Genomic DNA, 24819 nt, shown 5'->3' with positions numbered 1-24819 from the left:
AAGGATACATTTGCACTATAAAAACGAAACAAAAATGACTTTAAACAGTATTTTCCAATTTTTAGTTCCAAAGGATAAAAAATTCTTCCCTTTATTTGAACAAGCTGCAGCAGGTTTGATTTTATTGGCAGAAACACTTCACGAAGCCGTTAATGCTCCAAAGGCAGAGAGAGAAGAATATTTTAGAAAAATAGAAGAGCTAGAAGCCGAAATTGAAGAGATTACTCATAAAACACATTTAGAATTAAGCAGAAATTTTATCACACCTTTTGACAGAGAAGATATTCATTCGTTGATAAAAGCTATGGATAATGTTGCTGATAACATGCATGGTGCGGCTAGTAGAATGCGTTTGTATCAAGTAGAAAAAATCACAAAATCAATCCGTAAATTAACGGAAATTAACTTAGAAGCTTGTCAATTAATTGGTGTTGGTATCAAAGAATTGAAAGAGATGAATCACAAGGCGATTAAAGATACCTGCAAAAAAATCAACAAATTAGAAAGTAAAGCGGATTCAGTATTTGATAAAGCAGTAGCCGATATTTTTGAAAATGAAACCGACGCAAAAAACGTTATCAAATACAAAGAAGTGCTTTCTGCATTGGAAATGGCATCTGATAAATGTAAAACCGTTTCGAATGTAATGGAACAAATTTCAGTAAAACACTCTTAAACCAGTGGTCAGTTTATAGTGGTCAGTTAGCATTCTAAATGACACTATTGAACACTAAAAACTGAGCACTGAACACTATTCATATGACTTTACTAATTGTAATTATTGTTCTTGCCTTAATATTCGATTACATTAATGGTTTTCACGATGCAGCAAACTCTATTGCTACCATTGTTGCGACCAAAGTACTGACGCCATTCCAGGCCGTACTTTGGGCTGCACTTTTCAACTTCATGGCGTATTGGGTTTTTGGTTTTGGAGTGGCCGATACGGTAGCCAAAACAGCTCATACCAGTAGCATTGATTTAACGGTTATCTTGGCTGGTGTCATTGCAGCTATAATTTGGAATCTTCTCACGTGGTGGAAAGGAATTCCATCATCATCATCACATACATTAATTGGAGGATTTGCCGGAGCAGCTATTGCACACGGTTTTCGTGATGTCACCGACCCTGAACATGCCGGATTTAAAATTGTAAACTGGATTAAAGATGCCAAAGAAGGGGAACTATTGCCATCGGGTGTTTTTATAGTAATCTTATTTATAGTATTTGCACCATTGTTAGGAATGTTGATTTCCTATTTTATTTCACTTTGGTTAATGTATTCTTCCAAAAAAAGTGTTTGGCCAAAAGTGATGACAGTTGTATTAATGCTCTTAGTTAGTTGGTTTTTATACAGTGTTTTAAAATTTGATATCGAGCCTGAAAAAGCTTTGTTCCATAATAAATTATGGTATTTCGTCAGTGAACCTTCTAATATTAAATGGTTCTTGGTTGCTCTAATTTTCTTTAGCTTGGCGATTTTTAATTTGTTTTTCAGTAGTTTTTCCACTGCTAAAGCCGAAAAAGTTTTAAAGAAAATGCAGTTGTTATCTTCAGCAGCTTTTAGTTTAGGACATGGTGGAAATGATTCTCAAAAAGTAATGGGTATTATAGCAGCTGCGGTCGCAGTATATATCAAATCCAACCCAAACATTGACTTGTCTGCTGGTTGGTTAGACTTAAACGTTGTATTGCCTTCAGAGAAAGATGGTGTACATGTGGATGGTGTAATGCCTAGTTGGATTCCGTTAACCTGTTATACCGTAATTGCGTTAGGAACTTTAAGTGGTGGATGGAAAATTGTTAAAACAATGGGTTCCAAAATCACTAAAGTAACTGCTTTTGAAGGTGTGATTGCAGAATCTGCCGGTGCTTTAACCTTATTTTCAACAGAACATTTTAAAATTCCAGTTTCAACTACACATACTATCACAGGTTCTATTATTGGAGTAGGTGTGACCAAAAGAGTTTCCGCAGTTCGATGGGGAGTTACTGTTAAGCTTCTTTGGGCATGGGTTTTGACTATTCCGGTTTCAGCAGTATTAGCCGCTTTAGTATATTATTTTTTGAAGATTTTTATATAGATAAATAACTTTTTTAAAACTAAACTCCTATTGATTCTTTATTAGGAGTTTTTTTGTGCAATTTTTTTCAAAGATTTTCTTAATCCTTTTGACAACAAGGCTTAATCAGTTTCCAATGTTAAGTTTTCTGTCAAAATGAAAACTTAACATAGGCGAATTAGTTTAAATGGTACATTTGTTATTATCAATTTTACATTTAATTAACGTAAAGTTTAAATAAACCAAATAATATTATGATAAAGAGAAGAGCGATTGCAAACAAAAACACAACTCCTAATGGAAATAGTGATCAATCAATAACTGCAGCGGACACCGATTTAAAACCAGAAGTACCTACAGTTGAAGTTAAACCCAAACCGATGCGTACCAGAACCAGAACTGCAAAACCAGCAGTAACAAATGAAGTTAAACCGGAGGCAATTGTAGAAAAATCTACGCCTTCCATTGAAGAAAATGTAGAAACTATGAAAGATTCGGACAAAGAAAAAGCTAAGAAAGCAAAAGCAAAAGAAAAACAAAAAAAAGAAAAAGCTAAGAAAAAAGAAAAGGCTAAAAAAGAGAAGCAAAAAGCTAAGGATAAGGAAAAAAAGAAAAAAGCTAAAGCAAAAGAGAAAGCAAAAAAGGCCAAAGCTAAAAAGAAAGAAAAGGCTAAGAAGAAATCTAAGTCTAAAAAGAAAAAATAATATTTCTGAAATATAACCGATAGTTGTGCTGTCGGTTTTTTATTTTATTACTAATTCAGATTTCTTACATTTGTGGGTAACACAACATACAAATCAAAAATGAAAAATTCTTTGCAATTATTATTGTTGCTATGTACCGTTTCTATTTATTCTCAAGTAACCATTAAGCAAACCAAACATGATAATGATATAAAATTATCGGCTTTACCTTATTACAGTTTTGGTAAAGGAATAGGGTTAACTTCTCCGGATAGTTTATTCCAATTGAACATTCGTTTCAGAATGCAAAATCGAGTCTCCTATATTGAAAATGATAGTGAAAACGGAGCGTATGATGGACAAGTGCGTCGTTTGCGTTTGCGTTTTGATGGTTATGTTGGGAATCCAAAATTCCTTTATGCATTGCAATTGTCATTTGCGCCTGGCGATGTAGGCGAAATAAAAGATGGCGAAAACATTAATATTATTAGAGATGCGGTAGTGTTTTACCGTCCGAATAAACATTGGAACATCAGCTTTGGTCAAACCAAATTACCGGGAAATCGCCAACGCGTTAATTCTTCAGGCGGTTTGCAATTAACAGACAGAACAATCAACAACGCAAAATTTACTATCGACAGAGATTTTGGTTTTCAAGTTCATAATTTGAATGAGTTCAAAGACAAATTTTCGTATAATTTCAAAACCGCACTTTCCGGCGGAGAAGGAAGAAACCAAACCGGTAAAGCTGATGATGGAATTGCCGTTACAGGAAAAGTTGAATTGTTTCCGCTAGGTGCTTTTACAAAAGACGGAACTTACTTTGAAGGCGATATTATGCGCGAGAAAAAACCAAAATTATTAGTATCGGGTGCTTTTCAACAAAACAATCATGCGCAGCGGGCACAAGGGCAATTGGGTAATGATTTATTTGAAAGAAGAACAATGAAGTCCGTTTTATTAGATGCGATGTTTAAGTACAATGGTTGGGCAGCGATGATGAGTTATATGTCGAGAACTACTAATGAAAACGCCGTAACTTTTAATCCGGATGATATTACCGAAAGCAATTATGCCTTTGTAGGTAAAGGATTTGATTACCAAGCGAGTTATATTACTAAAGCTAATTATGAATTTATCGCCAGATATTCTATTCAAAAAGTCGGTGAAGATATTCATACTTTGGCGCCAAATACCAAAGAGTATAGTATTGGCGTTACCAAATACATTTGGGAACACGCATTTAAAGTTCAGGCGGAATTGAATTATGATACTTTAGATTTTTTTAACGGAACTTCAAAAAATAATTGGTACCTGCGTTTTCAAGTTGAAATAGGAATTTAACTTTTATCGCATACTTAACAACTGTTGAACACTTTATTCTTTACTTTTATGTTAATTTTAAAAACAGTTAAAAATGAAAAGTAAAATTGCCTATATATTATTTTTTGGACTCATTATTTCAAAAGGTAATGCTCAGCCTAAAGCGGTCGAATACAAAGATGGAAATCAGGTATTAAGTGGTCTTTCTATTGTACCAGCAAAACAGTTGAACGATAAGCCCGGAGTTTTAATCCTTCCCGCGTGGATGGGAATTAAGGATCATGAAAAAGAAGTTGCCTACAAATTGGCAGAATTGGGTTATCAATCTTTCATTGCGGATATATATGGTGTTGATCAACGTCCAACAAACTACAGTGAAGCCGGTCAAAAAGCAGGCTATTACAAAAAAAACATAAAGGAATACCAAACCAGAATTCAGTTGGCATTAGACCAATTGGTCAAACATGGAGCTAATCCTGATGAAATTGTGGTAATCGGATATTGCTTTGGAGGATCTGGTGCAGTAGAAGCTGCCAGAACCAATATGAAAGTAAAAGGAATTGTGTCTTTCCACGGTGGTTTAGGTCGGGATGAAGCCAGAACTATCGATTCAATTGCTCCAAAGGTTTTGGTTCTTCATGGTGCTGATGATCCTTATGAATCAAAAGAAGAAATTGAAAAATTTCAAAATGAAATGCGCACCGCTAAAACCGATTGGCAAATGGTATATTATGCCAACGCTGTGCATTCGTTTACTCATAAAGATGCCGGAAATGATAATTCAAAAGGAGCCGCGTATAATGAAAAAGCTGATAAACGTTCTTGGGAAGCGATGCGGAATTTTTTAAAGGAAGTACTGTAAGCGTTACTGTTTCCAGAATCATACAATCCCGCTAGGGATTATATCTGTTATATAGCCCAATTTAATATACCATCCCTAACGGAATTAAGGACAGCTAATTTTTAAAATCAAGCAATCCCGTTAGGGATTAAATACAGGTAGGCAATCGATTGAGAGTAAATAAGAATCCCTTTAGGGATGGTATCAAAAAGCCCAAAACCGTATTCAGTTTTGGGCTTTTGCTTTTTTATAAAAATACAAAAGTCGATCTGGAGCGATCGACTAGTGCGGTGAGGTGTAACTTCCTTTCGGAATCCTCGATGCAAATATAGGTTTTAATTATGAATTATGTATAAGTTATTTTCAAAAAAATAAGCTTTGTTTCTTGAGCTTTTCAATTCATAACTCATAACTTATAATTCATAATTATTTAGAGTCTTTTACTAATCTTTTCAATATTGCCCATTGTTTCAAGGCTTCACGAGCATCAACTGCTGGATAACCAAGAACTACTTTCCCCGCTTCAACATCGGCAGCTACTCCGGAACCAGCACCAACAATAGCGCCATCGCCAATAGTTAAGTGGTCTTTTATAGAAGCACTTCCACCAACAATAACTCCGTTTCCTAAAGTTACCGAACCAGCCAAGCCAGAATTTCCTGCCATGATGCAGAATTTACCCAACTTAGAGTTATGACCAATTTGTACTAAATTATCAATCTTGCAACCATCACCCACTATAGTCGAACTGAATTTTCCTCTGTCAACGCAAGAGTTGGCACCAATTTCAACATTGTTTCCGATGATTACATTTCCAATTTGTGGAATTTTTACCAAGCCTTTTTCCGGACAAGGTCTAAATCCAAATCCATCAGCACCAATAGTACAATTGGGATGCAAAATGCAATACGCACCAATATGACAACGCTCACGAATTACAGTTCCAGACCAAATAGTGGTGTTTTTCCCAATGGTACATTCATCAAGAATAGTGACATTTGGGTAAATAGTAACATTTTCCGCAAGAACAACATTTGGCCCGATGTAACTTCCGGCACCAATTCGGGTTCCGTTTCCAATAGTTGCCGATTTGTCGATTACAGCAGTCGGATGAATATCTACTGAAAATACTGGTGGAGCGGGAGCAAAGAGTTCTAAAACTTGTGACATTGCTAAATCAGCATTTTTCACTTTTATAAAAGCGCGATTTTCTCCCGGTTCAATAGAAATATCCTGATTCACTACCGCCACACAAGCTTTGGAATTCTCCCAAAACTTTTCATATTTTTTGTTTCCAATAAACGAAATTTCGGTTTCAGTTGCCGCTTCTAATTGTTCGGGAGCAGTTATTTTGCAAGAAGTTGTACCAACAATTTCACCATGCAAAACATCGTTAATCTCTTGAATTGAATAAGTATTCATATTTGTGTATAATTCTGATTATTTCTCAAATAAAGATAAATGAATTTGAATATCCAACAATATTAACCTAAAACTGCCAACTGAGACTGCGACTGCTAGCTGATTACTCTTCTTTCTGTCCCATCATCATCAGATAGGCTTTCAAAAATTTATCAATATTGCCATTCATGACGCCATCAACATCACTGGTTTCATAACCAGTTCGGACATCTTTGACCAATTTATAAGGTTGCATTACATAGTTTCTGATTTGTGAACCCCATTCAATTTTCATTTTACCGGCTTCGATATCGGCGCGTTGTGCTTGCTGTTTTTTGAGTTCAATTTCATACAACTGTGAACGTAACATTTGCATCGCTCGTTGTCTATTGTCTTGTTGCGAACGCGTTTCCGAGCATTGAATCTGAATTCCGGTTGGTTTATGAACCAATTGGACTTTTGTTTCCACCTTATTTACATTTTGTCCACCGGCACCGCTTGATCGTGAAGTTGTAATTTCAATGTCAGCTGGATTAATATCAATTTCAATGCTGTCATCAACCAATGGATATACATAAACCGAAGCAAAAGAAGTATGTCGTTTGGCATTACTATCAAAAGGTGAAATTCGCACCAAACGATGTACACCATTTTCGCCTTTTAAATAGCCAAAAGAGTATTCGCCTTCAAATTCTAAAGTCACCGTTTTTATTCCCGCAACATCGCCTTCCTGAAAGTTAAGTTCTTTGATTTTATAGCCTTCTTTTTCGCCCCACATCATATACATTCGCATTAGCATGGATGCCCAATCGCAACTTTCGGTTCCACCTGCACCAGCCGTAATCTGAACAACAGCGCTCAAACTATCGCCTTCATCAGAAAGCATGTTTCTGAATTCCAGGTTTTCAACATGCGTACTTGTTAGTTCGAAGTACTCATCAAGTTCTTCTTCATTAGCATCACCTTTTCTGAAAAATTCGTAAATAATTTGAAGTTCTTCTGCCATGGCATTTCCCTTTTCAAAATCTTCGACCCATTTTTTCTTGGAGCGTAAGTTTTGAACAATGAGTTCAGCTTCTTTTGGATTGTTCCAAAAGTTGGGTGCAAAGGTCTTTTCTTCTTCGTTAGTAATTTCTATAAGTTTGGCATCAATGTCAAAGATACCTCCTTAACGCACCAAGGCGCTCCACAATACCTTTAATTTGTTCGGTATTTGTCATAAATAATGTAGTTTTGTATTTTATTATTTGAAGCTATTCCCGCTATTCGTTTCAATCTTTTTATTGTTTTGTCAAACAATAAAAAGGATTTCCACTACTATCGGGGCTAGGAATTCACCACAAAAATAGACTAATATTCTTTAAATGGAAATAAATTTAATCAGCGATACCGTTACCAAACCAACCCCCGAAATGCTTCAGGCGATGTTCAATGCCAAAGTAGGTGATGATGTATTCAAACAAGACCCAACCGTAAATGCTTTTGAAAAAATGGTAGCCGATTTATTCGGAATGGAAGCTGCCTTGTTTTTTCCAACCGGAACGATGGCAAACCAAACGGCAATTAAACTAAATACCAATCCGGGCGACCAAATTATTTGTGACAAATGGTCGCATATTCATTTGTATGAATCGGGTGGCGCTTCTGCTAATAGCGGTGTGAATTTCAATTTATTGGATGGAAACCGTGGCATGATAACAGCAGCGCAAGTTAAAGAAGGTATCAATGATCCCGAGTTTTATCATACACCAATGTCAAAAATGGTAGGCATTGAAAACACAACCAATAAAGGTGGCGGTGCTTGTTATCAAATTGAAGAACTCCAAAAAATAAAGCAAGTTTGTGTCGACCATAATTTGAAATACCATTTAGATGGTGCTCGTTTGTGGAATGCAATGATTGCTAAAAAGCAGCAACCAAAACAATTCGGAGCGTTATTCGATACGATTTCGGTATGTTTTTCTAAAGGATTAGGCGCTCCAATTGGTTCTGTTTTACTTTCAGATGCTGAAACGATGCATCGTGCTTTGCGTATCCGAAAAATATTTGGTGGAAATATGCGTCAATCGGGTTATCTGGCAGCAGCTGGAATTTATGCCTTGAAAAACAATATCAATAGGTTAGAAGAAGACCATCGCAGAGCAAAAGAATTAGGAGCTCAATTAGCGCAATGTTCGTGGGTTGCAGTTGTCGAACCTGTAGAAACAAATATTGTTGTCTTTTCGGCACAACCTCATATACATGACCAAGAAGTTATTGAAAAGCTAAAACAAAAAGGCATATCGATTAGTTTGCTAGCCAAAGGAAAACTAAGAATCGTTACGCATCTTGATTACCGCCAAGTGATGCATGAATATGTTTTGGAAGCATTGGAGAAATTGAGTTTCTAGGCCAACGCACCGCCTGGCTCCTGAAAAAAAACAATTCTCAGGATTAGCTACGCTCCGTTCGCAAGCTCGGGTGTTTTTTTTCGGTCCTATTTTATTTTTTCTATAGCTTTTCGGACTAGAAGTATATCAGGTTGTTGGCTCTCACATTTTTGAACTCCTTCGGGATATTTATCTTTGATGAAATCATTAAAATCCTGACAGTTTTTGAAGATGTTGAATTCTTTGTTTTTGATATCCCAAACAATCCCTTTTTCTCTATTCATTGTAGTTGCTACTGCAACTCCAACTACGACACCGCCAACACCAGCCGCAACTCCTTGTGCCCAAAAATTGGCTAACTCAGCTTCCGAATAATAGTAATTTTCGCCAAAACTTTTTACTCTTACAAATGAATTGGGATGGTCATTGGATTGCGCTCTGTCGGTTTTATTTCTATTGTCTAAAATGGCAGCAATCTGAAAATATAAATGGCCTCTATAGGAAACTGCAAAAGCGTTTTTTATTTTTTTATCCGATTGTAAATGGTAGAAGAAACATTCATCAGGAATGCCATACAAAATGGACTTATCTAAATCGACTACTTCTTTCGGAACAAGTTCTTCTGAGTTCTTTGGAATCTTATTTAAAAAATCTTCTTTTGTAGTATAGACACCATTTGGATACAAACCCATTGCTAAAGCTTTTTTTTCGTCTTCGAGCTTTTGTTTATAGGCAGCTGTTTTTTTTGTTTCCTCTTCAATAGCTAACTTTTTCTGTTTTACTGCCAACTTTAAATCGGCTTCACGAGTTCGGTCAACAACAGTCTTGTTAGTAAATACTTTCGAATCACGGCTGTCTTCAATATACTTAATTTCGATTACATCAAGGCTGCTTTCCGTTCCGGTTTTGATATCAAAGAACACAAACTTTCCGTCTTGTAGCCTAACATTGTTAAAAGCTATTTTTTGATTGTCTGCCAAAGTAATAACTCCCTTTTTGGCAAGCTCACTTTGGGATAAACAAACCGAGCAGTTTATCAGTAAAATAATAAGTGATAATTTGATTTTCATAGTTTTGGAGAAATTGTAGATGGCTAAAATATAAAAATTACTCCTAGTCTGATATTGAAAAGGGAATTTTTGAGTTTTATAGGGACAAAAAAATGCAAGTGTAAAAGAAGATTGAACGTACTAGCTAGCCCCGATAGCATTGGAAATCCTGACATTGCGCAAGACAATGATGATGGGATTAGCTACGCTCTGTTCGCTGCGCTCGGGTGTCTTCGTGCCTCGCAATGACAGATTGAGTGGATAGCGGGAAGATAGGTTCTAAATAATTGAAAGTTTGTGCTTCTGAAACGCTGCCTAATGCAAGCAAAAAATGTTAATTTCTAAGTGCATAACTTCCTTCAGCAACTTTGAGTCATAGTAGTAGAATGGTTATTTTTGTATGTTACCAATACATGATAAATGCCAGATTCTACCATTAAACCGCCAGTAGCCAAAATAATTCCACACACTTTGGAAAAACACGGACACGTTCGTATTGATAATTATTATTGGTTAAACCAAAGGGAAAATCCGGAAGTGATTGATTATCTCAATCAGGAGAATGACTATTACCATCAATCAACGACGCATACCAAGGAATTTCAAAAGGAATTGTTTGAAGAAATGAAAGCCAGAATCAAGGAAGATGACGAGTCAGTTCCTTATTTCTACAACGGTTATTATTACATTACGCGTTTTGAAAAAGGTAAAGATTATCCAATTCATTCACGCAAAAAAGAAAGTCTGGGAGCCAAAGAAGAAATCTTGTTTGACTGCAATGAAATGGCGAAAGGTCACACGTATTTCAATTTATCCGGCTTAAGCGTTAGCGAAGACAATACGATGGTGGCTTTTGGAGTTGATACGGTTTCGAGAAGACAATATACGATTCAGGTTAAGAATTTAGTTTCGGGTGAAATCCTTGATGTGAAATTAGAAAACACCACTGGAGGTTCCACTTGGGCAAGTGATAACACCACTTTGTTTTATTCCCGAAAGGATGAAGTAACGCTTCGTGCCGATAAAATTTACAAACACAAAATCGGAACGGCTGCCGATAAAGACACTTTAGTTTATTTTGAAAAAGATGAAACTTTTGATGTTTCGGTTTATAAATCGAAGTCGAAGAAGTATTTGATTATCAATTCTAGCAGCACATTGACAACCGAATACCAAACGGTTTTATCGGCTACGCCAGATGCTAAATTCAAAGTGTTTCAGAAAAGAACACGTGGTTTGGAATATTCGATGTCACATTTTAAAGACCATTTTTTTATCGTAACCAATAAAGACAAAGCAACCAATTTTAAACTTATGAAAACGCCTGAAGAAGCGACTTCAAAAGAGAATTGGGTTGATGTTATTGCGCATCGCGATGATGTTTTGCTGGAAGATATTGATATTTTTAAAAATTATTTGGTGGTTTCAGAACGCTTCAATGGTTTGAATCACATTCGTATTATGCCATGGAGTGGGAAAGGGGAATATTACCTGCCTTTTGAAAGTGAAACTTATATGGCGTACACGACAACCAATCTCGATTTTGACACTGAAATACTTCGTTATGGTTATCAATCATTAGCTACTCCGGCTTCTGTGATTGATTTCAATATGAAAACAGCGGCCAAAAACGTACTTAAAGAACAGGAAGTTTTGGGTGGAAAATTTGATAAAAACAATTATATAGAAGAACGTATTTGGGCCACCGCCAAAGACGGAACCGAGGTGCCAATTTCTATGGTGTATCGAAAAGGAATTAAGAAAGACGGAAAAAATCCATTGTTGTTATATGCTTACGGTTCGTATGGTGCAACTATGGATTGCCATTTTTCATCAGTTCGATTATCATTATTAGACAGAGGATTTATTTATGCCATTGCTCACATTCGTGGTGGTGAAGATTTAGGAAGAGAATGGTATGAAAACGGAAAGTTGTTAAAAAAGAAAAATACGTTTACAGATTTTATAGATTGCTCCCAATTTGTGATTGATGAAAAGTATACATCCACCGAACATTTATATGCCGAAGGTGGCTCTGCTGGCGGACTTTTGATGGGAGCGATTATCAACATGGCACCAAATTTGTATAACGGCGTCATCGCACAAGTTCCGTTTGTGGATGTTGTTACGACGATGTTGGACGAAACGATACCATTAACAACTGGAGAATATGACGAATGGGGAAATCCAAATGTTAAAAAATATTATAATTATATGCTTTCGTATTCGCCTTATGATAATGTACTAGCCGAGGCTTATCCAAACTTGTATATTTCAACAGGCTTGCATGATTCGCAGGTACAGTATTGGGAACCAGCGAAATGGGTCGCAAAACTACGCGTCTTGAAAACAAATAATAATCAATTATATTTGGATACAAATATGGATGCAGGACATGGTGGTGCCTCGGGAAGGTTTGAAGCCATTAAGGAAATCGCCAAAGAGTATAGTTTTTTGCTAGATTTAGAAGGAATAAAAAGATAGTTTAAAATATTTTATTAAATTTGCAAAGTTAAGAAGTCCGTAAAATTGGCTTCATAATATGCCTTGACTAGTTTATTTATGAAACAAGATATAAAAGCTCACGATAATGTATTAAGCCTAATAGGGAATACTCCTTTAATTAGACTAAACAAAATCACCGAATCTTTACCAGGAAATTTTTATGCTAAGGTTGAAGCTTTCAACCCAGGACATTCCACCAAAGATAGAATTGCATTATATATTATAGAAGAGGCAGAAAGACAAGGAATCCTTTCTCCAGGCGATACTATCATTGAAACTACTTCAGGGAATACTGGTTTTAGTTTGGCAATGGTAAGTATCATCAAAGGATACAACTGCATTTTAGCAGTTAGTTCAAAATCTTCCAAAGATAAAATTGATATGTTGCGTAGTTTAGGCGCAAAAGTATATGTTTGTCCGGCACATGTTTCTGCGGATGACGAGCGATCTTACTATAATGTCGCTAAGCGTTTGCATGAAGAAACTAAAGGTTCAATCTATATTAATCAGTATTTCAATCAATTGAATATTGATGCGCATTACAAATCAACCGGTCCGGAAATTTGGGAACAAACCAACGGAAAAATTTCACACTTAATTGCGTGTAGCGGAACAGGAGGAACAATTTCCGGCGCAGCCAAATATTTAAAAGAAAAGAATCCAAATATTAGAATTTTAGGTGTTGATGCTTTTGGTTCGGTGTTGAAAAAATACCACGAGACCAAAGAGTTTGACGCTGATGAAATCTATCCATACAGAATAGAAGGATTGGGTAAAAACCTTATTCCAACAGCAACCGACTTTGATTTGATTGATCATTTCATGAAAGTAACTGATGAAGAAAGTGCTCACACAACCAGAGAAATTGTCAAAAGAGAAGGGTTATTTGTAGGGTATACTTCTGGAGCAGTGATGCAGGCCATCAAACAATATGCTGAAGAAGGAGAATTTACAGAAGAAAGTAATGTTATTGCGATTTTCCCTGATCATGGTTCTCGTTATATGAGCAAAGTATTTAGCGATGACTGGATGAACGAACAAGGTTTCTTTGACAGTATCAATGCTGAAGAAGTTCAGAAAGTAGAATTTATCAAATAGATTATTAGATAGTTGGATTGTTAGAATTCTAGACAGTTAGATTACTTAGATATAAAAAAAACTCCAAAGCAATTTGGAGTTTTTTGATTTATGACATAAAGGTTTGAAACTATCTCATAGTTTTGTTAACATCGTTGTCATCATATTTTGCTTTAAACCGATTTAGGTTGTCTAGATTAATATCGCCTTTTAGGTCGATTACTTTTTCTTCAAGCAGCAATGCTATTAGAAAATCCCATTTTCTAGTTCGGAAGTTTTTTGATTGAATAGTAACTTTTTGTTGTTCAAAAACTATTTTCTTACCATCATCCTGTTTGATTTCTGTTCCGTTGTTGTCTACCTGCAGGTGTACCAATTCTTCTTTGGTGTTTAGTTTATAAACATACAATTCGTTATTAAATGATTTTTTGGCAAAACTGAAAGTTGGTTTTTCGCCTGAATAAACAACGTCATCCTTTAATTTAATTTCCTGTGCGGTTAGTGTGGTTGCTGTTAAAAGCAGTAACGTTAAATAAATTAGATGTTTCATAGCTTATGATTTTATGAAGACTAAGGTACAAAATTTCATAACACAACTTGTACTAAACTAGGCAGTTGTAAAACCGCTGTTAGTCGTTCGGGTTTATTGGTTCATTATATTTTCCAATTCTGATTTTTTATCACTATAAATTTTGAAAAATTCAATTGGATTTTCTGCTATTTTTTTAACTCTTACATTTTGGTCGTGATTTAATCGATAGATTATCCTTTCTTTATCAATTGCAATATAATTTCCATCTTCCATGTCAATAATAGTAAAGAATAATTGTCCGTCTATTTCAATTTCAAATGTGTTTTCCAAATCTAAAGAGCTTAATTTTTCAAGGTCTATTTCATTCAGAATTTTTAAAACAATAGCTTTTTCTGGATTTTCTAATTTTATATTTTTGATTTCAATTTTCTCAACTTTTGTATTGTTTAAATCATAAATTCTATGGAATTGTTTTGGATTTGGAATCTCAATTATGTTCAATGCGTCATGTAAATAGCCTAGCTTTATTGGCACATATTTTTTTGTCTTTTTCTCAAAAACAGAAACACCAACTAAATTGAAACAAGTATTATGATTTCTTTTGATTTCTCCATAAACTTTTGGATTGTAACTTCTTGTTAAGTTGATTCCTTGCGGTTTTTCCATGAAATTAATTCCATTGAGTTCCGACATTTCGATTACCTTCTTAAATTCTGGAAACTCACTTGATAACAATTCTGCAATTTCTATCTCAAATTGCTTTAAATGCCTTTTTGTTGTATTTCGGTTGAATATATTCATTTTGTCTTTGGGTTCCGTGAAATTGATGCTTAACGTTCCGATGCCAAACGACAGTCGCGGCTGAGGAACTGAGTTATTTCTATTTTATGACGGGGCATATACGTGAATGTATTTCATAATTTATTTACTTAGCAACCGCCTTTGCGAGGTACACGTTTATAAATTATTTTACTATCTCGTTCTACATAGTCGCCCGCTACTATTGGAATTGAATACTTGGGCGCGTACGATACGCTATGGCTTCTTATAATTATTTTGTCGTTAACTTTCAGGCTATGTAATTGCTCAAATTCATTGTTAAAATTCAAAATATTCTTCCCAGACTTTTCTGGCCCAAAAGCAAGAATATAATCGTCACCATTAATCCTTACCATCACTCCGAAACCTAATCTTGAGCCTGGCGGAAGAGAAAGAGAGGTTACAACTCCCTCCATATTGGTATAATCCCTAATGGACTTCCTTATTTTAGCAGCACCGGCATGTACTTTTTTACCTGCAGGAGACGCTTCCCATTTTTTGTACATTATACCATCAGGGCTAGCCTCCCATTTTTTCAATGCGGCTTTCCTTTCAGCAGCAGAGAGAGGCTTTGGGATTGACTTTTTAGAAGTTTCATTTTTAATTTCACGATTTGCAAATACCAGTCCGCTTACCACAACCAGCGGTAAGATCAGCGCATAAATGATTTTTTTCATATTTTTATGTTTAATTAATAATATGGTTTTATCTTCTTTTAAAGTTTATGTAGCAAAATTACTTTAATAGTCTTCATTGCAGCCGAAAAGCAGAAGTCCAAATGTTAAAGTCGTCAGTTTAATTTGTTTCATTTCTAATGTATGTTCGATGAGTAAGTGACGTCCAATGACCGATAACTTATAAATAATCGCAACTTATTTTTGCAAGCAAATTTGCTCCAAAGTAAAAGTAACAAAATTTCCCCTACAAAAAAACTCCAGGCATTGCCCAGAGCTTTATATCTAATATCTTAAATCTAATATTTAAAATTCTATTCCTCCATTGTATGATACACGTTCATTACGTCATCATCTTCTTCGATTTTTTCGATTAGTTTTTCTACATCTGCTATTTCAGCTTCTGTTAGTTTTTTGGTTATCTGAGGAATTCTTTCAAAACCAGAAGATAATATTTCAATGTCACGGCTTTCCAATTCTTTTTGGATGGCACCAAAACTTCCGAAAGGAGCGTAGATTAAGATTCCGTCTTCGTCAGCAAAGATTTCTTCGGCACCAAAATCGATAAACTCTAATTCTAATTCTTCAATATCAATGTTGTTATTCGGAATACGGAAATTACACGTATGGTCAAACATAAATTCCACCGAACCTTGTGTTCCCATCGTACCATTGCATTTGTTGAAATAGCTTCTGATGTTGGCAACGGTTCTGTTGTTGTTATCGGTAGCAGTTTCAATTAAAAGTGCAATTCCGTGCGGTGCATAACCTTCAAAAAGTTGCTCTTTGTAGTTGGCTGTATCTTTATCGGTTGCTTTCTTAATCGCACGTTCCACGTTTTCTTTCGGCATGTTAGCCGATTTTGCATTTTGGATAACAGCACGTAAACGGGAATTGGCTTCCGGATTTGGTCCACCTTCTTTCACCGCCATTACAATATCTTTTCCTATACGTGTAAACGCTTTAGCCATGGCTGACCAACGTTTCATTTTTCGACCTTTTCTAAATTCGAATGCTCTTCCCATTGCTAAGACTATTTTTAATGCTAAAATTGAGTGCAAAAATAAGGTATTATTCGGTTATTGCAAATGATTGAATTCTTCATTTTTGTAACCAAATTGTCCTTAAGGTTTTAAATTATTTACGTCATACAATATATTAGTGGCTTCTAGTATGTGAAAGTTTTGTCTAATATTTTTTATTCTTTCGGTAGTGTTGGTTTTCATAAAATCATCCTTTTTCTGAATCTTGATATCGGCAGCATTTAATTCAACGGTTATTGGATATACCTTTTCGGTTTCCTTTTTTATCTCTTTCCAAAGTGAATTAATTTGGTTTACATTATCAAAAATAGAACTGAATTGTAAAACTACCGGTGGCAAATCAGCATCGTACAAAGGATTTATTTTAGTGTTAAGGTCTTCTATTTCAATCGCATCTGTGTTTTCGGTCACTCTTTTTTTACTGGCTGCAATCGCATCGGCATAAATAACATTCTCAATATAATTGTATTTTAAAACACCACGTATTTCATCATTTTTAAGCGCAGTATCATAGCTGTTTTCTCTTGGCATTTGCTTGTCAAACAATAACGGAATTTCAACATCAGGAGTTATGCCATTGTACTGATTACTTTTTCCGGTTAATCGGTAGAATTTTTCCAAGGTTAATTTCAGAAACTCATCGTTATTTGCATTTAGTGGAAAGATGCGTTGCATGGTGGCTTTCCCTAATGATTTGTTTCCAATAACAATCGCTCGATTGTAGTCTTGCATGGCATTGGTGAAAAATTCGCTTGCCGAAGCTGAAAAGCCATTTATCATTATCACCATCGGACCATTATAAATTGTCCCCAGAATATCATCTGGAATGACTTCTTTATTATTTTTATTATTATTCATGATTGCCAATGGTCCATCGTTTATAAACAAACCTGAAAGTCTAACCGCTTCTTCCATTGAACCGCCACCATTATTCTCAACATCTATGATTAGTCCATCGATTTGATCTTCACCTAGTTTGTATATTTCTTTGACAACATCATGCGTGATGCTCGATTTTCCATTTTCAAAAGTGGAATAAAAGCTCGGAATTTTAATATAACCAAATGTAGATTTATCAGTTTTTAGTTTAAAACTAAAGACATTGTTTTGATAATCTTTCAAAATTTTTTTTACTAATCGAACGTTGTATATTTCACCACTTTTTTTTCTAAAAGTAAAAATTGCCGTTTTATACTCTTTGGAAGTGATGATTTCATCAATTTTTTTCATCGAAGCACAAGCAATTTCGTACTCTTCGTTTTTATACTTGATTTTTAACAATTGGTCACCAACATTTATTTTATCACTAAAATAAGCTGAACTTCCCGGAATAATATCGTCAACGGTCAATTCGTCTTTTTCAGATAAGGAAACATAGAGTCCAAAAGTCAGATTATCTGAACTTACAGTTGAGAAAAATTCCGATTTATCGTTTTCCGAAAAATATTCAGTATGTGGATCAAAATAGGAACAAAAGACGGAGTAAAAAATAGCATTAAATTCATCTTCCGACATTTGGTAGCTTTCCGTTTTGCATTCGTATTTATCAATGACTTTGGGTTTGTTGGAAGTACCAAGTGAATCAAAATTGGCTACTAAAGAATCTTTATTGGTGCTCAATTCAGCAACTTCGCGCAAGACATTGAACAGAATTCTTTTTTTGTACAAGTGTTTTAATTCAGTTTCATCGGTTGCATACGGAAAAGCTTTTCTGGAGAAAATAACTTTTTCATCACTGGAAAGTGGAAAATCTTCATTTTTCAAAGAAGCAATAATAGCAGCATAACGCGTGATAGATTTAGAATAGGCGGCGTAAAAATCATGAAGAAAAGAGCAATCATGCCCATTAATATAATCATCAATTTGGTATTCGTGTTTCTTCAATTCATTGATTTCAGGAGCAATAAACAGTCTGTTTTCTTCGTCTAACCGACTTAAAAAAGTTTTAAAAACATAAACGGATAAACTGTCGTCAATTGGTTTTGGGCGATAATGATTCTCTTGAATTAATGCATTGATGCTAGCTAAAGTTTCACAAGGATTCTTCTCTTTTTGGCTTAAAGCTAAAAGAGGAAGCAACAAAAGTGATATTAGTGTTTTGTTTATCAAAAGATTTAGTGAATTTCTATTTCAATGTCAATTTCAATATCAATGTCAATGTCAATTTCAATGTCATTATGCAAATCTAGTAACTACGTTTTTATTGATATTGTCATTTTGATTGTCATTGCCATTGTCTACTTTTTATAGAATGGCATTTTTACCACTTTGGCAGCGACTTTGTTGTTACGAATTTGTATAAAAATATCGCTATCAACCGCCGAGAATTCGGTTTTTACATAACCCATTCCGATTCCCTTACCCAAAGATGGCGCCATTGTTCCCGAAGTTACAATACCAATATTATTGCCATCAGCATCTACAATTTCATAATCGTGACGCGGAATTCCTCTTTCGGTTAGTTCAAAACCAACAAGTTTTTTGTTAACGCCAGCTTCTTTTTGTTTTTTTAGATTTTCAGAATTGGTAAAGTCTTTGGTGAATTTGGTAATCCAACCCAAACCAGCTTCTAAAGGCGAAGTCGAATCATTGATGTCGTTTCCGTACAAACAAAAACCCATTTCCAAACGCAACGTATCGCGTGCCGCCAATCCTACAGGTTTGATTCCGAAAGCTTGACCGGCTTCAAATACTTTGTTCCAAACTTGCTCTACATCAGAGTTTTTGCAATAAATTTCAAATCCGCCCGAACCAGTGTAACCTGTAGCCGATATAATCACATGTTCAATTCCGGCGAAATCAGCCACTTCAAAATGATAATATTTAATCGCTGATAAATCTATTGAAGTTAATGATTGCATCGCTTCAACAGCTTTTGGGCCTTGAATCGCAAGCAAAGAATAATCCTCTGAAATGTTTTTCATTTCCACACCTAAATCATTGTGCGACGAAATCCAATTCCAGTCTTTGTCAATATTAGAAGCGTTCACGACCAATAAATACTGGTTTTCTTTCATTCGGTACACAATTAAATCATCTACAATTCCGCCGTCGTTATTTGGCAAACAAGAATATTGTGCGCGACCAATTTCTAAAACAGAAGCATCATTGCTAGTTAATTTCTGGATTAAAGCCAAAGCATTTTCACCACTAAGTAAAAACTCACCCATGTGTGACACATCAAAAACACCGACACCATTTCTAACAATTTCGTGTTCGGCATTTACACCTTCATATTGCACCGGCATATTGTATCCGGCAAACGGAACCATTTTCGCTCCTAAACTTTCGTGTATGTGTGTTAACGCTGTATTTTTCATTTTTATTTTATATTGTAAAGAATTTTACCGCAAATTCACAAATTATTTAAATTAATTCTCCTTTTTAATTTGCGAATTTGCGGTTTGCTTTTATTGTAAATATGTTGATTTATTTTCTAACGAAAGGTGGTAATAATTTATTGCAAACTTCACCAAAACCAATTCGCACTGAACTGTTTTGACAATACCCTTTTATAGTTACTGAGTCATTATCATTTATGAATTTACGTTCTGAACCATCATTCATTTTGATTGGATTTTTTCCGCCCCAAGTTAATTCGAGCATCGAGCCATAACTATCAGGAGTTGGTCCCGAAATAGTTCCGGAACCCATCATATCTCCCGAATTGATTCGGCAACCGTTAGAAGTATGATGTGCTAATTGCTGAGACATCGACCAATACATATATTTAAAATTTGATTTAGAGACCAACGATACTTCAGTATTTTCAGGTTCAATGTAGACTTCTAAATTAATATCGAAAGTGTGTTTTCCTTTTTGTTGTAAATAGGGTAAAGGTGTTGGTTCTTGTACTGGACCTTTGCAACGGAAAGGGTCCAAAGCGTCCATGGTTACTATCCATGGAGAAATTGAGGAAGCAAAGTTTTTTGCCAAAAAGGGTCCAAGTGGCACATATTCCCATTTTTGAATATCGCGTGCGCTCCAATCGTTTAATAATACCATTCCAAAAATATAATCTTCGGCTTCGTTAATCGGAATATTTTCGCCCATAATATTAGCATCGGTAGTAATAAAAGCGGTTTCCAATTCAAAATCGATAGAACGTGACGGACCAAATACAGGAGTGCTTTCTCCATTTGGTAATGTTTGTCCCATTGGACGATGTACCGGAATTCCGGATGGCACTATAGTAGAACTTCTTCCGTGATAGCCAACAGGAATGTGAAGCCAGTTTGGTAATAAAGCATTTGCTGGGTCACGAAACATTTTACCAACATTAGTAGCGTGTTCTTTACTCGAATAGAAATCGGTATAATCGCCAATCAAAACCGGAAGCTGCATTTCAACATCTTCCATTTTAAAGATGACAATATCGCGGTGTTCCTGATTGTCCCGAAGTAGCGGATTGCTATGTTCAAAAATATCACTAATTCGGTTGCGGACTAATCGCCAAGTTTTTTTTCCATCCGATATAAAATCATTCAAAGTGTCTTGCATGAACATATCATCGGTTAGTTCAATTCCTTCGAAATAATTCAGTTGCTGTAATGCTCCTAAATCAATCGCGTAATCACCAATTCTTGTTCCAATAGTGATGACATCTTCTTTGGTTAAGAAAACGCCAAACGGGATATTCTGAATGGGGAAGTCGCTGTCTTTGGGGACAGTAAGCCAAGATTTTCGTTTGGGATTGTTTGTAGCTAAAGGCATGATGTGTTGAATTAATTGTTGAAAATTTAAGTAATCAAATATATCATTTCCTATTAATTTACCAAACCATTTTTGTAATTTTGAGCACAATTAATAGAAATAATTTCAAATGCAACGCGACAAACAAATTTTTGACTTAATCCTTGAGGAACAAGACAGACAAATTCACGGAATTGAACTAATTGCATCAGAGAACTTTGTGAGCGACCAAGTGATGGAAGCTGCAGGTTCGGTGCTGACTAATAAATACGCCGAAGGTTATCCCGGCAGAAGATATTATGGTGGTTGCGAAGTGGTAGATATTATCGAGCAAATCGCAATTGACAGAGCTAAAGAGCTTTTTGGTGCTGACTATGTAAACGTACAACCACATTCTGGTTCACAAGCTAATACAGCTGTCTTTGCAGCTTGTTTAAAACCCGGAGATAAAATATTGGGTTTTGATTTATCCCATGGTGGACATTTAACACATGGTTCTCCAGTAAATTTTTCTGGCAAATTATATTCTCCATCATTTTATGGTGTTGAGAAAGAAACAGGCGTATTGAACTACGACAAAATTCAAGAAATTGCAACGAAAGAGCAACCTAAAATGATTATTGCTGGTGCTTCGGCTTATTCTCGTGATATGGATTTTAAACGTTTCCGTGAAATCGCCGATAGTGTTGGAGCACTTTTATTAGCTGATATTTCTCATCCTGCAGGTTTAATTGCCAAAGGTTTGATGAATGATCCAATTCCACATTGCCATATTGTAACAACTACTACACATAAAACGTTGCGTGGACCAAGAGGCGGAATCATCATGATGGGAAAAGATTTTGAAAACCCATGGGGATTAACTACTCCAAAAGGCGAAATCAGAATGATGTCGCATGTTTTAGACATGGCTGTTTTCCCAGGAAATCAAGGTGGACCATTAGAGCATATCATTGCGGCAAAAGCTGTTGCTTTTGGTGAAGCTTTATCCGATGAGTTTTTTGCGTATGCGATGCAAGTACAAAAAAATGCTAAAGCAATGGCAGCAGCTTTCGTAAAAAGAGGGTATCATTTAATCTCTGGTGGAACAGATAATCACATGATGTTGATTGATTTACGTAATAAAGGTATTTCTGGTAAAGATGCTGAAATAGCATTAGGCAAAGCAGAAATTACGATAAATAAAAACATGGTTCCATTTGATGATAAATCTCCGTTTGTAACTTCGGGAATTCGTGTGGGAACTCCTGCTATTACTACACGTGGAATGATAGAAAGTGATATGGAAACTATTGTTGATTTAATCGATAGAGTACTTTCAAATGCTACTAACAACGAAATGCTAGAAGAAATCGCAGACGAAGTAAACGACATGATGAGCGAAAGAGCGATTTTTGTTTATTAAGCTAATAATACTTATTAATGCAATTATAAACCTTCCGTTTGGGAGGTTTTTTTTATGACAATTGTTAGACTTTAAAGGTTGAAATTGTCGTAAATTTGAGAGACAAAATTCTATAAACGCCCAGTTCATGAAATGCTATAAACTACTACTCTTTTCTTCTCTTGTTATTCTCCTTTCCTGCAGCAAAAAAGATAATGGCGAAATTAAACCTACTAAAGGAACTATAACTGAAAGCGTCTATGCTTCTGGTGTTGTAAAATCAGAAAATCAATATACCGTTTATTCGACCGTCAATGGTATTTTACAGAAAATCAATGTAACCGCAGGGCAGACTATTACGGAAGGTCAATCATTATTTCAAATAGAAAGTGATAAAGCATCTCTAAGTACAGAGAATGCTCGCTTAACCTATCAATTGAGTAATGAAAATAGTCGTTACATACAAGATAAAATTGCCGAAATGGAAACTAAGGTTCAAGTGGCTAAAGACAAACTAGCGTTAGACCAATCGGTGTATAACCGAAATAAAAATATCAAACAATACAATATCATTTCTGAAGTAGAGTATGAACGAGTAGAACTAGCTTATAAGAACTCGAAATCCAATTATGAAGCTGCTTTAAAACAATTATCCCAATTAAGAATCCAACTTAAAAATGATCAGTACAAAAACAGTAATAACCTAAAAATAAGCGAAAAATCACAAAGCGACTTTGAAGTAAAAAGTGCCTTTTCGGGAGAGTTATTTGATGTTTTGGTAAAAGAGGGGACATTAATAACTTCTCAAATGCCATTAGCAGTTATTGGAAAGAAAAATGCTTATTTATTAGAATTAGATGTTGATGAATATGATATGGTTAAAGTAATGGTCGGACAAAAAGTAGTTGTTACTTTAGATAGTTATAAAGGAAAAGCTTTTGACGCAACGGTAGATAAAATTTATCCCATTATGGATGAGCGCTCCAGAACTTTCAAAATAGAAGCTCATTTTGATTCTCCGCCAACAAAGTTATACCCAAATCTTACAGCGGAAGCGAATATTATCATACAAACTAAAAAGGATGTTTTAACCATTCCTAAAGGTTATTTGGTAGATGATGAATATGTTTTGGTTAACGAAGATGAAAAGCGCAAAGTAAAAATTGGCTTAAATGATTATCAGAATGTTGAAATTTTGAGTGGATTAAGTGCCGAGGAAACTATTTACAAACCTAAATAATGAACTTCAAACTTATTTTAAATATTGCTTTCCATTTACTTCGCGCTCGATTGAAACAAACAATTGTGGCTGCTGTTGGCGTCACTTTTGGTATCGCCATGTTTATTTCCTTAGTAAGTTTTATGAATGGATTGAATGATTTGCTCGATGGATTAATGCTAAACAGAACACCACATGTTCGTTTATATAACGAAATCAAACCTTCTGAAAATCAGCCTGTAAAATTATCTGATAAATATAAAAACAATATCAATTTTGTCTCTTCAATAAAACCAAAAGACAGAGGTAAGTCCATATACAACAGCAAAGCAATCATTCACTATTTAAAACAAGATAGTCGCATCATTGATGTGGCACCAAAAATTACTACACCAGTTTTTTTTAATTCAGGGACTATTGAAATTTCAGGAGTAATTAGCGGAATTGATGTAGCTGCAGAAGAAAAATTATTCACCTTAAGTGATTATATTGTAGTAGGTAAAATAGCCGATTTAGATCAAAACAACAGTATCATCATTGGTAAAGGATTGGCTGATAAAATGCTTTTAGTTATAGGTGATATCGTTCCGCCGCTTCTCGTCAGTTGCGAAGTTCGGAACTTTATATTTTCTGTTAAAGATAAAAATTATTGCGAAACGAGAACGTGAACTTACCACAAAATTCGCAATTGCGAGAAACGGCTGTTATGTGACGTTTGCAAATCTATCTTCTAAATTATTTATATAATCAAGCTCAGCTTTGTCCGTCAACATTTCTTTGAGTTTATCCCAATTCTGTTTGGCTAATATTGTTAAGTTTTTCCATTCAATATCACGCAGAATTTTCGAATCACTTAAAGTTCTTTTATCTGGCCTACTTGTGTATTCTCTAAACTGTTTATGAAAATCAAGAAAAAGTTTTGCTTCGTCTTTTGTAATAAAACCGTCTTCTGCAAACTTCTCCAAACCACTACCTAAATCCAAATCGTCAAAATAGGAACAAATAGCTTCTGTATAATCGCTAAAATAATCAACTATCGCGCCTTCAAGCCAAACTTTTTTCTGAAGTTCGTAATTCGATAATTCAAAAAGACTTTGAAACCATCTCAAGCGAATGTTTTTTCTTAATTCGGAATCCATATTTT

At 35.2% G+C, this 24819-nt stretch carries 22 protein-coding genes; 11 read left to right on the top strand and 11 right to left on the bottom strand.

The window, feature by feature from the left end:
• Nucleotides 1–34 precede the first annotated feature (34 nt).
• From RMN97_RS02705 to RMN97_RS02685, 5 genes are all read left to right on the top strand, one after another.
• Nucleotides 35–676, top strand: coding sequence for a DUF47 family protein (locus tag RMN97_RS02705; RefSeq protein WP_309612989.1), 642 nt, complete (start codon nucleotides 35–37; stop codon nucleotides 674–676).
• Between the two features lie 83 nt (nucleotides 677–759).
• On the top strand, nucleotides 760–2085 hold the full coding sequence (locus tag RMN97_RS02700; protein ID WP_309612988.1) for an inorganic phosphate transporter: 1326 nt from the start codon (nucleotides 760–762) through the stop codon (nucleotides 2083–2085).
• Between the two features lie 359 nt (nucleotides 2086–2444).
• A complete protein-coding gene (locus RMN97_RS02695; RefSeq protein ID WP_309612987.1) occupies nucleotides 2445–2768 on the top strand; it encodes a hypothetical protein in 324 nt (107 codons plus the stop codon).
• 99 nt (nucleotides 2769–2867) lie between these two features.
• Nucleotides 2868–4091 (top strand): porin, encoded by a 1224-nt coding sequence (locus RMN97_RS02690; protein ID WP_309612986.1) that lies wholly within the window; start codon nucleotides 2868–2870, stop codon nucleotides 4089–4091.
• Between the two features lie 73 nt (nucleotides 4092–4164).
• Complete coding sequence (locus tag RMN97_RS02685; protein ID WP_309612985.1) at nucleotides 4165–4932, top strand: dienelactone hydrolase family protein; 768 nt, start codon at nucleotides 4165–4167, stop codon at nucleotides 4930–4932.
• A 405-nt stretch (nucleotides 4933–5337) separates the two neighbouring features.
• On the opposite strand, the gene lpxD is transcribed toward RMN97_RS02685, so the two are convergent.
• Nucleotides 5338–6333, bottom strand: a complete 996-nt coding sequence (lpxD, locus tag RMN97_RS02680) for a UDP-3-O-(3-hydroxymyristoyl)glucosamine N-acyltransferase (protein ID WP_309612984.1) — start codon at nucleotides 6331–6333, stop codon at nucleotides 5338–5340.
• 103 nt (nucleotides 6334–6436) lie between these two features.
• Nucleotides 6437–7532 (bottom strand): peptide chain release factor 2 gene (gene prfB, locus RMN97_RS02675; protein WP_309612983.1). Its coding sequence is split into 2 segments (ribosomal slippage): nucleotides 6437–7468 and nucleotides 7470–7532, totalling 1095 coding nucleotides; the frame shifts between segments, so codons are not numbered across the junction.
• Between the two features lie 144 nt (nucleotides 7533–7676).
• Here prfB and RMN97_RS02670 point away from each other — a divergent pair.
• Nucleotides 7677–8702, top strand: a complete 1026-nt coding sequence (locus RMN97_RS02670; protein ID WP_309612982.1) for a GntG family PLP-dependent aldolase — start codon at nucleotides 7677–7679, stop codon at nucleotides 8700–8702.
• Between the two features lie 86 nt (nucleotides 8703–8788).
• Here the strand turns inward: RMN97_RS02670 and RMN97_RS02665 are convergent, their stop codons facing one another.
• Nucleotides 8789–9751 carry a hypothetical protein gene (locus RMN97_RS02665; protein WP_309612981.1) on the bottom strand — a complete coding sequence of 321 codons (963 nt, stop codon included), beginning with the start codon at nucleotides 9749–9751 and terminating at the stop codon, nucleotides 8789–8791.
• 399 nt (nucleotides 9752–10150) lie between these two features.
• Here RMN97_RS02665 and RMN97_RS02660 point away from each other — a divergent pair, with 399 nt between their 5' ends.
• Nucleotides 10151–12214 carry a S9 family peptidase gene (locus tag RMN97_RS02660; RefSeq protein ID WP_309612980.1) on the top strand — a complete coding sequence of 688 codons (2064 nt, stop codon included), beginning with the start codon at nucleotides 10151–10153 and terminating at the stop codon, nucleotides 12212–12214.
• A 78-nt stretch (nucleotides 12215–12292) separates the two neighbouring features.
• Nucleotides 12293–13333, top strand: a complete 1041-nt coding sequence (locus RMN97_RS02655; protein WP_309612979.1) for a cysteine synthase family protein — start codon at nucleotides 12293–12295, stop codon at nucleotides 13331–13333.
• Nucleotides 13334–13442: 109 nt separating this feature from the next.
• Here RMN97_RS02655 and RMN97_RS02650 read toward each other — a convergent pair whose 3' ends face one another.
• The 7 genes from RMN97_RS02650 to fahA all read right to left on the bottom strand — a co-directional run bounded on the left by RMN97_RS02650 (nucleotide 13443) and on the right by fahA (nucleotide 21093).
• Complete coding sequence (locus RMN97_RS02650; RefSeq protein ID WP_309612978.1) at nucleotides 13443–13862, bottom strand: hypothetical protein; 420 nt, start codon at nucleotides 13860–13862, stop codon at nucleotides 13443–13445.
• A 93-nt stretch (nucleotides 13863–13955) separates the two neighbouring features.
• Nucleotides 13956–14645: a hypothetical protein gene (locus RMN97_RS02645; protein WP_309612977.1), complete on the bottom strand. Its 690-nt coding sequence runs from the start codon at nucleotides 14643–14645 to the stop codon at nucleotides 13956–13958.
• A 128-nt stretch (nucleotides 14646–14773) separates the two neighbouring features.
• Nucleotides 14774–15340: a hypothetical protein gene (locus tag RMN97_RS02640; RefSeq protein ID WP_309612976.1), complete on the bottom strand. Its 567-nt coding sequence runs from the start codon at nucleotides 15338–15340 to the stop codon at nucleotides 14774–14776.
• A 311-nt stretch (nucleotides 15341–15651) separates the two neighbouring features.
• On the bottom strand, nucleotides 15652–16362 hold the full coding sequence (locus RMN97_RS02635; protein WP_309612975.1) for a YebC/PmpR family DNA-binding transcriptional regulator: 711 nt from the start codon (nucleotides 16360–16362) through the stop codon (nucleotides 15652–15654).
• Nucleotides 16363–16461: 99 nt separating this feature from the next.
• Nucleotides 16462–18489 carry a S41 family peptidase gene (locus RMN97_RS02630; protein ID WP_309612974.1) on the bottom strand — a complete coding sequence of 676 codons (2028 nt, stop codon included), beginning with the start codon at nucleotides 18487–18489 and terminating at the stop codon, nucleotides 16462–16464.
• Nucleotides 18490–18617: 128 nt separating this feature from the next.
• Nucleotides 18618–19700, bottom strand: a complete 1083-nt coding sequence (gcvT, locus tag RMN97_RS02625; RefSeq protein WP_309612973.1) for a glycine cleavage system aminomethyltransferase GcvT — start codon at nucleotides 19698–19700, stop codon at nucleotides 18618–18620.
• 109 nt (nucleotides 19701–19809) lie between these two features.
• Nucleotides 19810–21093: a fumarylacetoacetase gene (gene fahA / locus RMN97_RS02620; RefSeq protein ID WP_309612972.1), complete on the bottom strand. Its 1284-nt coding sequence runs from the start codon at nucleotides 21091–21093 to the stop codon at nucleotides 19810–19812.
• Nucleotides 21094–21202: 109 nt separating this feature from the next.
• Between fahA and glyA the strand changes: the two genes are divergently transcribed.
• From glyA to RMN97_RS02605, 3 genes are all read left to right on the top strand, one after another.
• The gene (gene glyA, locus RMN97_RS02615; protein WP_309612971.1) at nucleotides 21203–22477 is read left to right on the top strand and encodes a serine hydroxymethyltransferase; all 1275 of its coding nucleotides are present in this window, start codon (nucleotides 21203–21205) and stop codon (nucleotides 22475–22477) included.
• A gap of 127 nt (nucleotides 22478–22604) precedes the next feature.
• Entirely contained in the window at nucleotides 22605–23696 is a 1092-nt protein-coding gene (locus RMN97_RS02610) for an efflux RND transporter periplasmic adaptor subunit (protein WP_309612970.1), read from the top strand.
• Nucleotides 23696–24343, top strand: a complete 648-nt coding sequence (locus RMN97_RS02605; RefSeq protein ID WP_309612969.1) for an ABC transporter permease — start codon at nucleotides 23696–23698, stop codon at nucleotides 24341–24343. Before RMN97_RS02610 ends, RMN97_RS02605 begins: the two co-directional genes overlap by 1 nt.
• 36 nt (nucleotides 24344–24379) lie before the next feature.
• Here RMN97_RS02605 and RMN97_RS02600 read toward each other — a convergent pair whose 3' ends face one another.
• Complete coding sequence (locus RMN97_RS02600; RefSeq protein WP_309612968.1) at nucleotides 24380–24814, bottom strand: hypothetical protein; 435 nt, start codon at nucleotides 24812–24814, stop codon at nucleotides 24380–24382.
• Between the last annotated feature and the right edge of the window lie 5 nt (nucleotides 24815–24819).

This window comes from Flavobacterium sp., assembly GCF_031381455.1.
In the GTDB taxonomy this organism is placed as follows: Bacteria; Bacteroidota; Bacteroidia; order Flavobacteriales; family Flavobacteriaceae; genus Flavobacterium.
Note: the sequence above shows the minus strand (reverse complement) of the source record. Positions and strands in the feature narration are given on the sequence as shown.

Coding starts and splice junctions, on each gene's coding strand:
- RMN97_RS02690 (WP_309612986.1), top strand. CDS start 2,868: ATGAAAAATTCTTTGCAATTATTATTGTTGCTATGTACCGTTTCTATT.
- gcvT (WP_309612973.1), bottom strand. CDS start 19,700: ATGAAAAATACAGCGTTAACACACATACACGAAAGTTTAGGAGCGAAA.
- glyA (WP_309612971.1), top strand. CDS start 21,203: ATGCAACGCGACAAACAAATTTTTGACTTAATCCTTGAGGAACAAGAC.
- RMN97_RS02655 (WP_309612979.1), top strand. CDS start 12,293: ATGAAACAAGATATAAAAGCTCACGATAATGTATTAAGCCTAATAGGG.
- RMN97_RS02705 (WP_309612989.1), top strand. CDS start 35: ATGACTTTAAACAGTATTTTCCAATTTTTAGTTCCAAAGGATAAAAAA.
- RMN97_RS02665 (WP_309612981.1), bottom strand. CDS start 9,751: ATGAAAATCAAATTATCACTTATTATTTTACTGATAAACTGCTCGGTT.
- RMN97_RS02645 (WP_309612977.1), bottom strand. CDS start 14,645: ATGAATATATTCAACCGAAATACAACAAAAAGGCATTTAAAGCAATTT.
- lpxD (WP_309612984.1), bottom strand. CDS start 6,333: ATGAATACTTATTCAATTCAAGAGATTAACGATGTTTTGCATGGTGAA.
- RMN97_RS02700 (WP_309612988.1), top strand. CDS start 760: ATGACTTTACTAATTGTAATTATTGTTCTTGCCTTAATATTCGATTAC.
- RMN97_RS02695 (WP_309612987.1), top strand. CDS start 2,445: ATGCGTACCAGAACCAGAACTGCAAAACCAGCAGTAACAAATGAAGTT.
- RMN97_RS02600 (WP_309612968.1), bottom strand. CDS start 24,814: ATGGATTCCGAATTAAGAAAAAACATTCGCTTGAGATGGTTTCAAAGT.
- fahA (WP_309612972.1), bottom strand. CDS start 21,093: ATGCCTTTAGCTACAAACAATCCCAAACGAAAATCTTGGCTTACTGTC.
- RMN97_RS02640 (WP_309612976.1), bottom strand. CDS start 15,340: ATGAAAAAAATCATTTATGCGCTGATCTTACCGCTGGTTGTGGTAAGC.
- RMN97_RS02635 (WP_309612975.1), bottom strand. CDS start 16,362: ATGGGAAGAGCATTCGAATTTAGAAAAGGTCGAAAAATGAAACGTTGG.
- RMN97_RS02610 (WP_309612970.1), top strand. CDS start 22,605: ATGAAATGCTATAAACTACTACTCTTTTCTTCTCTTGTTATTCTCCTT.
- RMN97_RS02685 (WP_309612985.1), top strand. CDS start 4,165: ATGAAAAGTAAAATTGCCTATATATTATTTTTTGGACTCATTATTTCA.
- RMN97_RS02660 (WP_309612980.1), top strand. CDS start 10,151: ATGCCAGATTCTACCATTAAACCGCCAGTAGCCAAAATAATTCCACAC.
- RMN97_RS02650 (WP_309612978.1), bottom strand. CDS start 13,862: ATGAAACATCTAATTTATTTAACGTTACTGCTTTTAACAGCAACCACA.
- RMN97_RS02670 (WP_309612982.1), top strand. CDS start 7,677: ATGGAAATAAATTTAATCAGCGATACCGTTACCAAACCAACCCCCGAA.
- RMN97_RS02605 (WP_309612969.1), top strand. CDS start 23,696: ATGAACTTCAAACTTATTTTAAATATTGCTTTCCATTTACTTCGCGCT.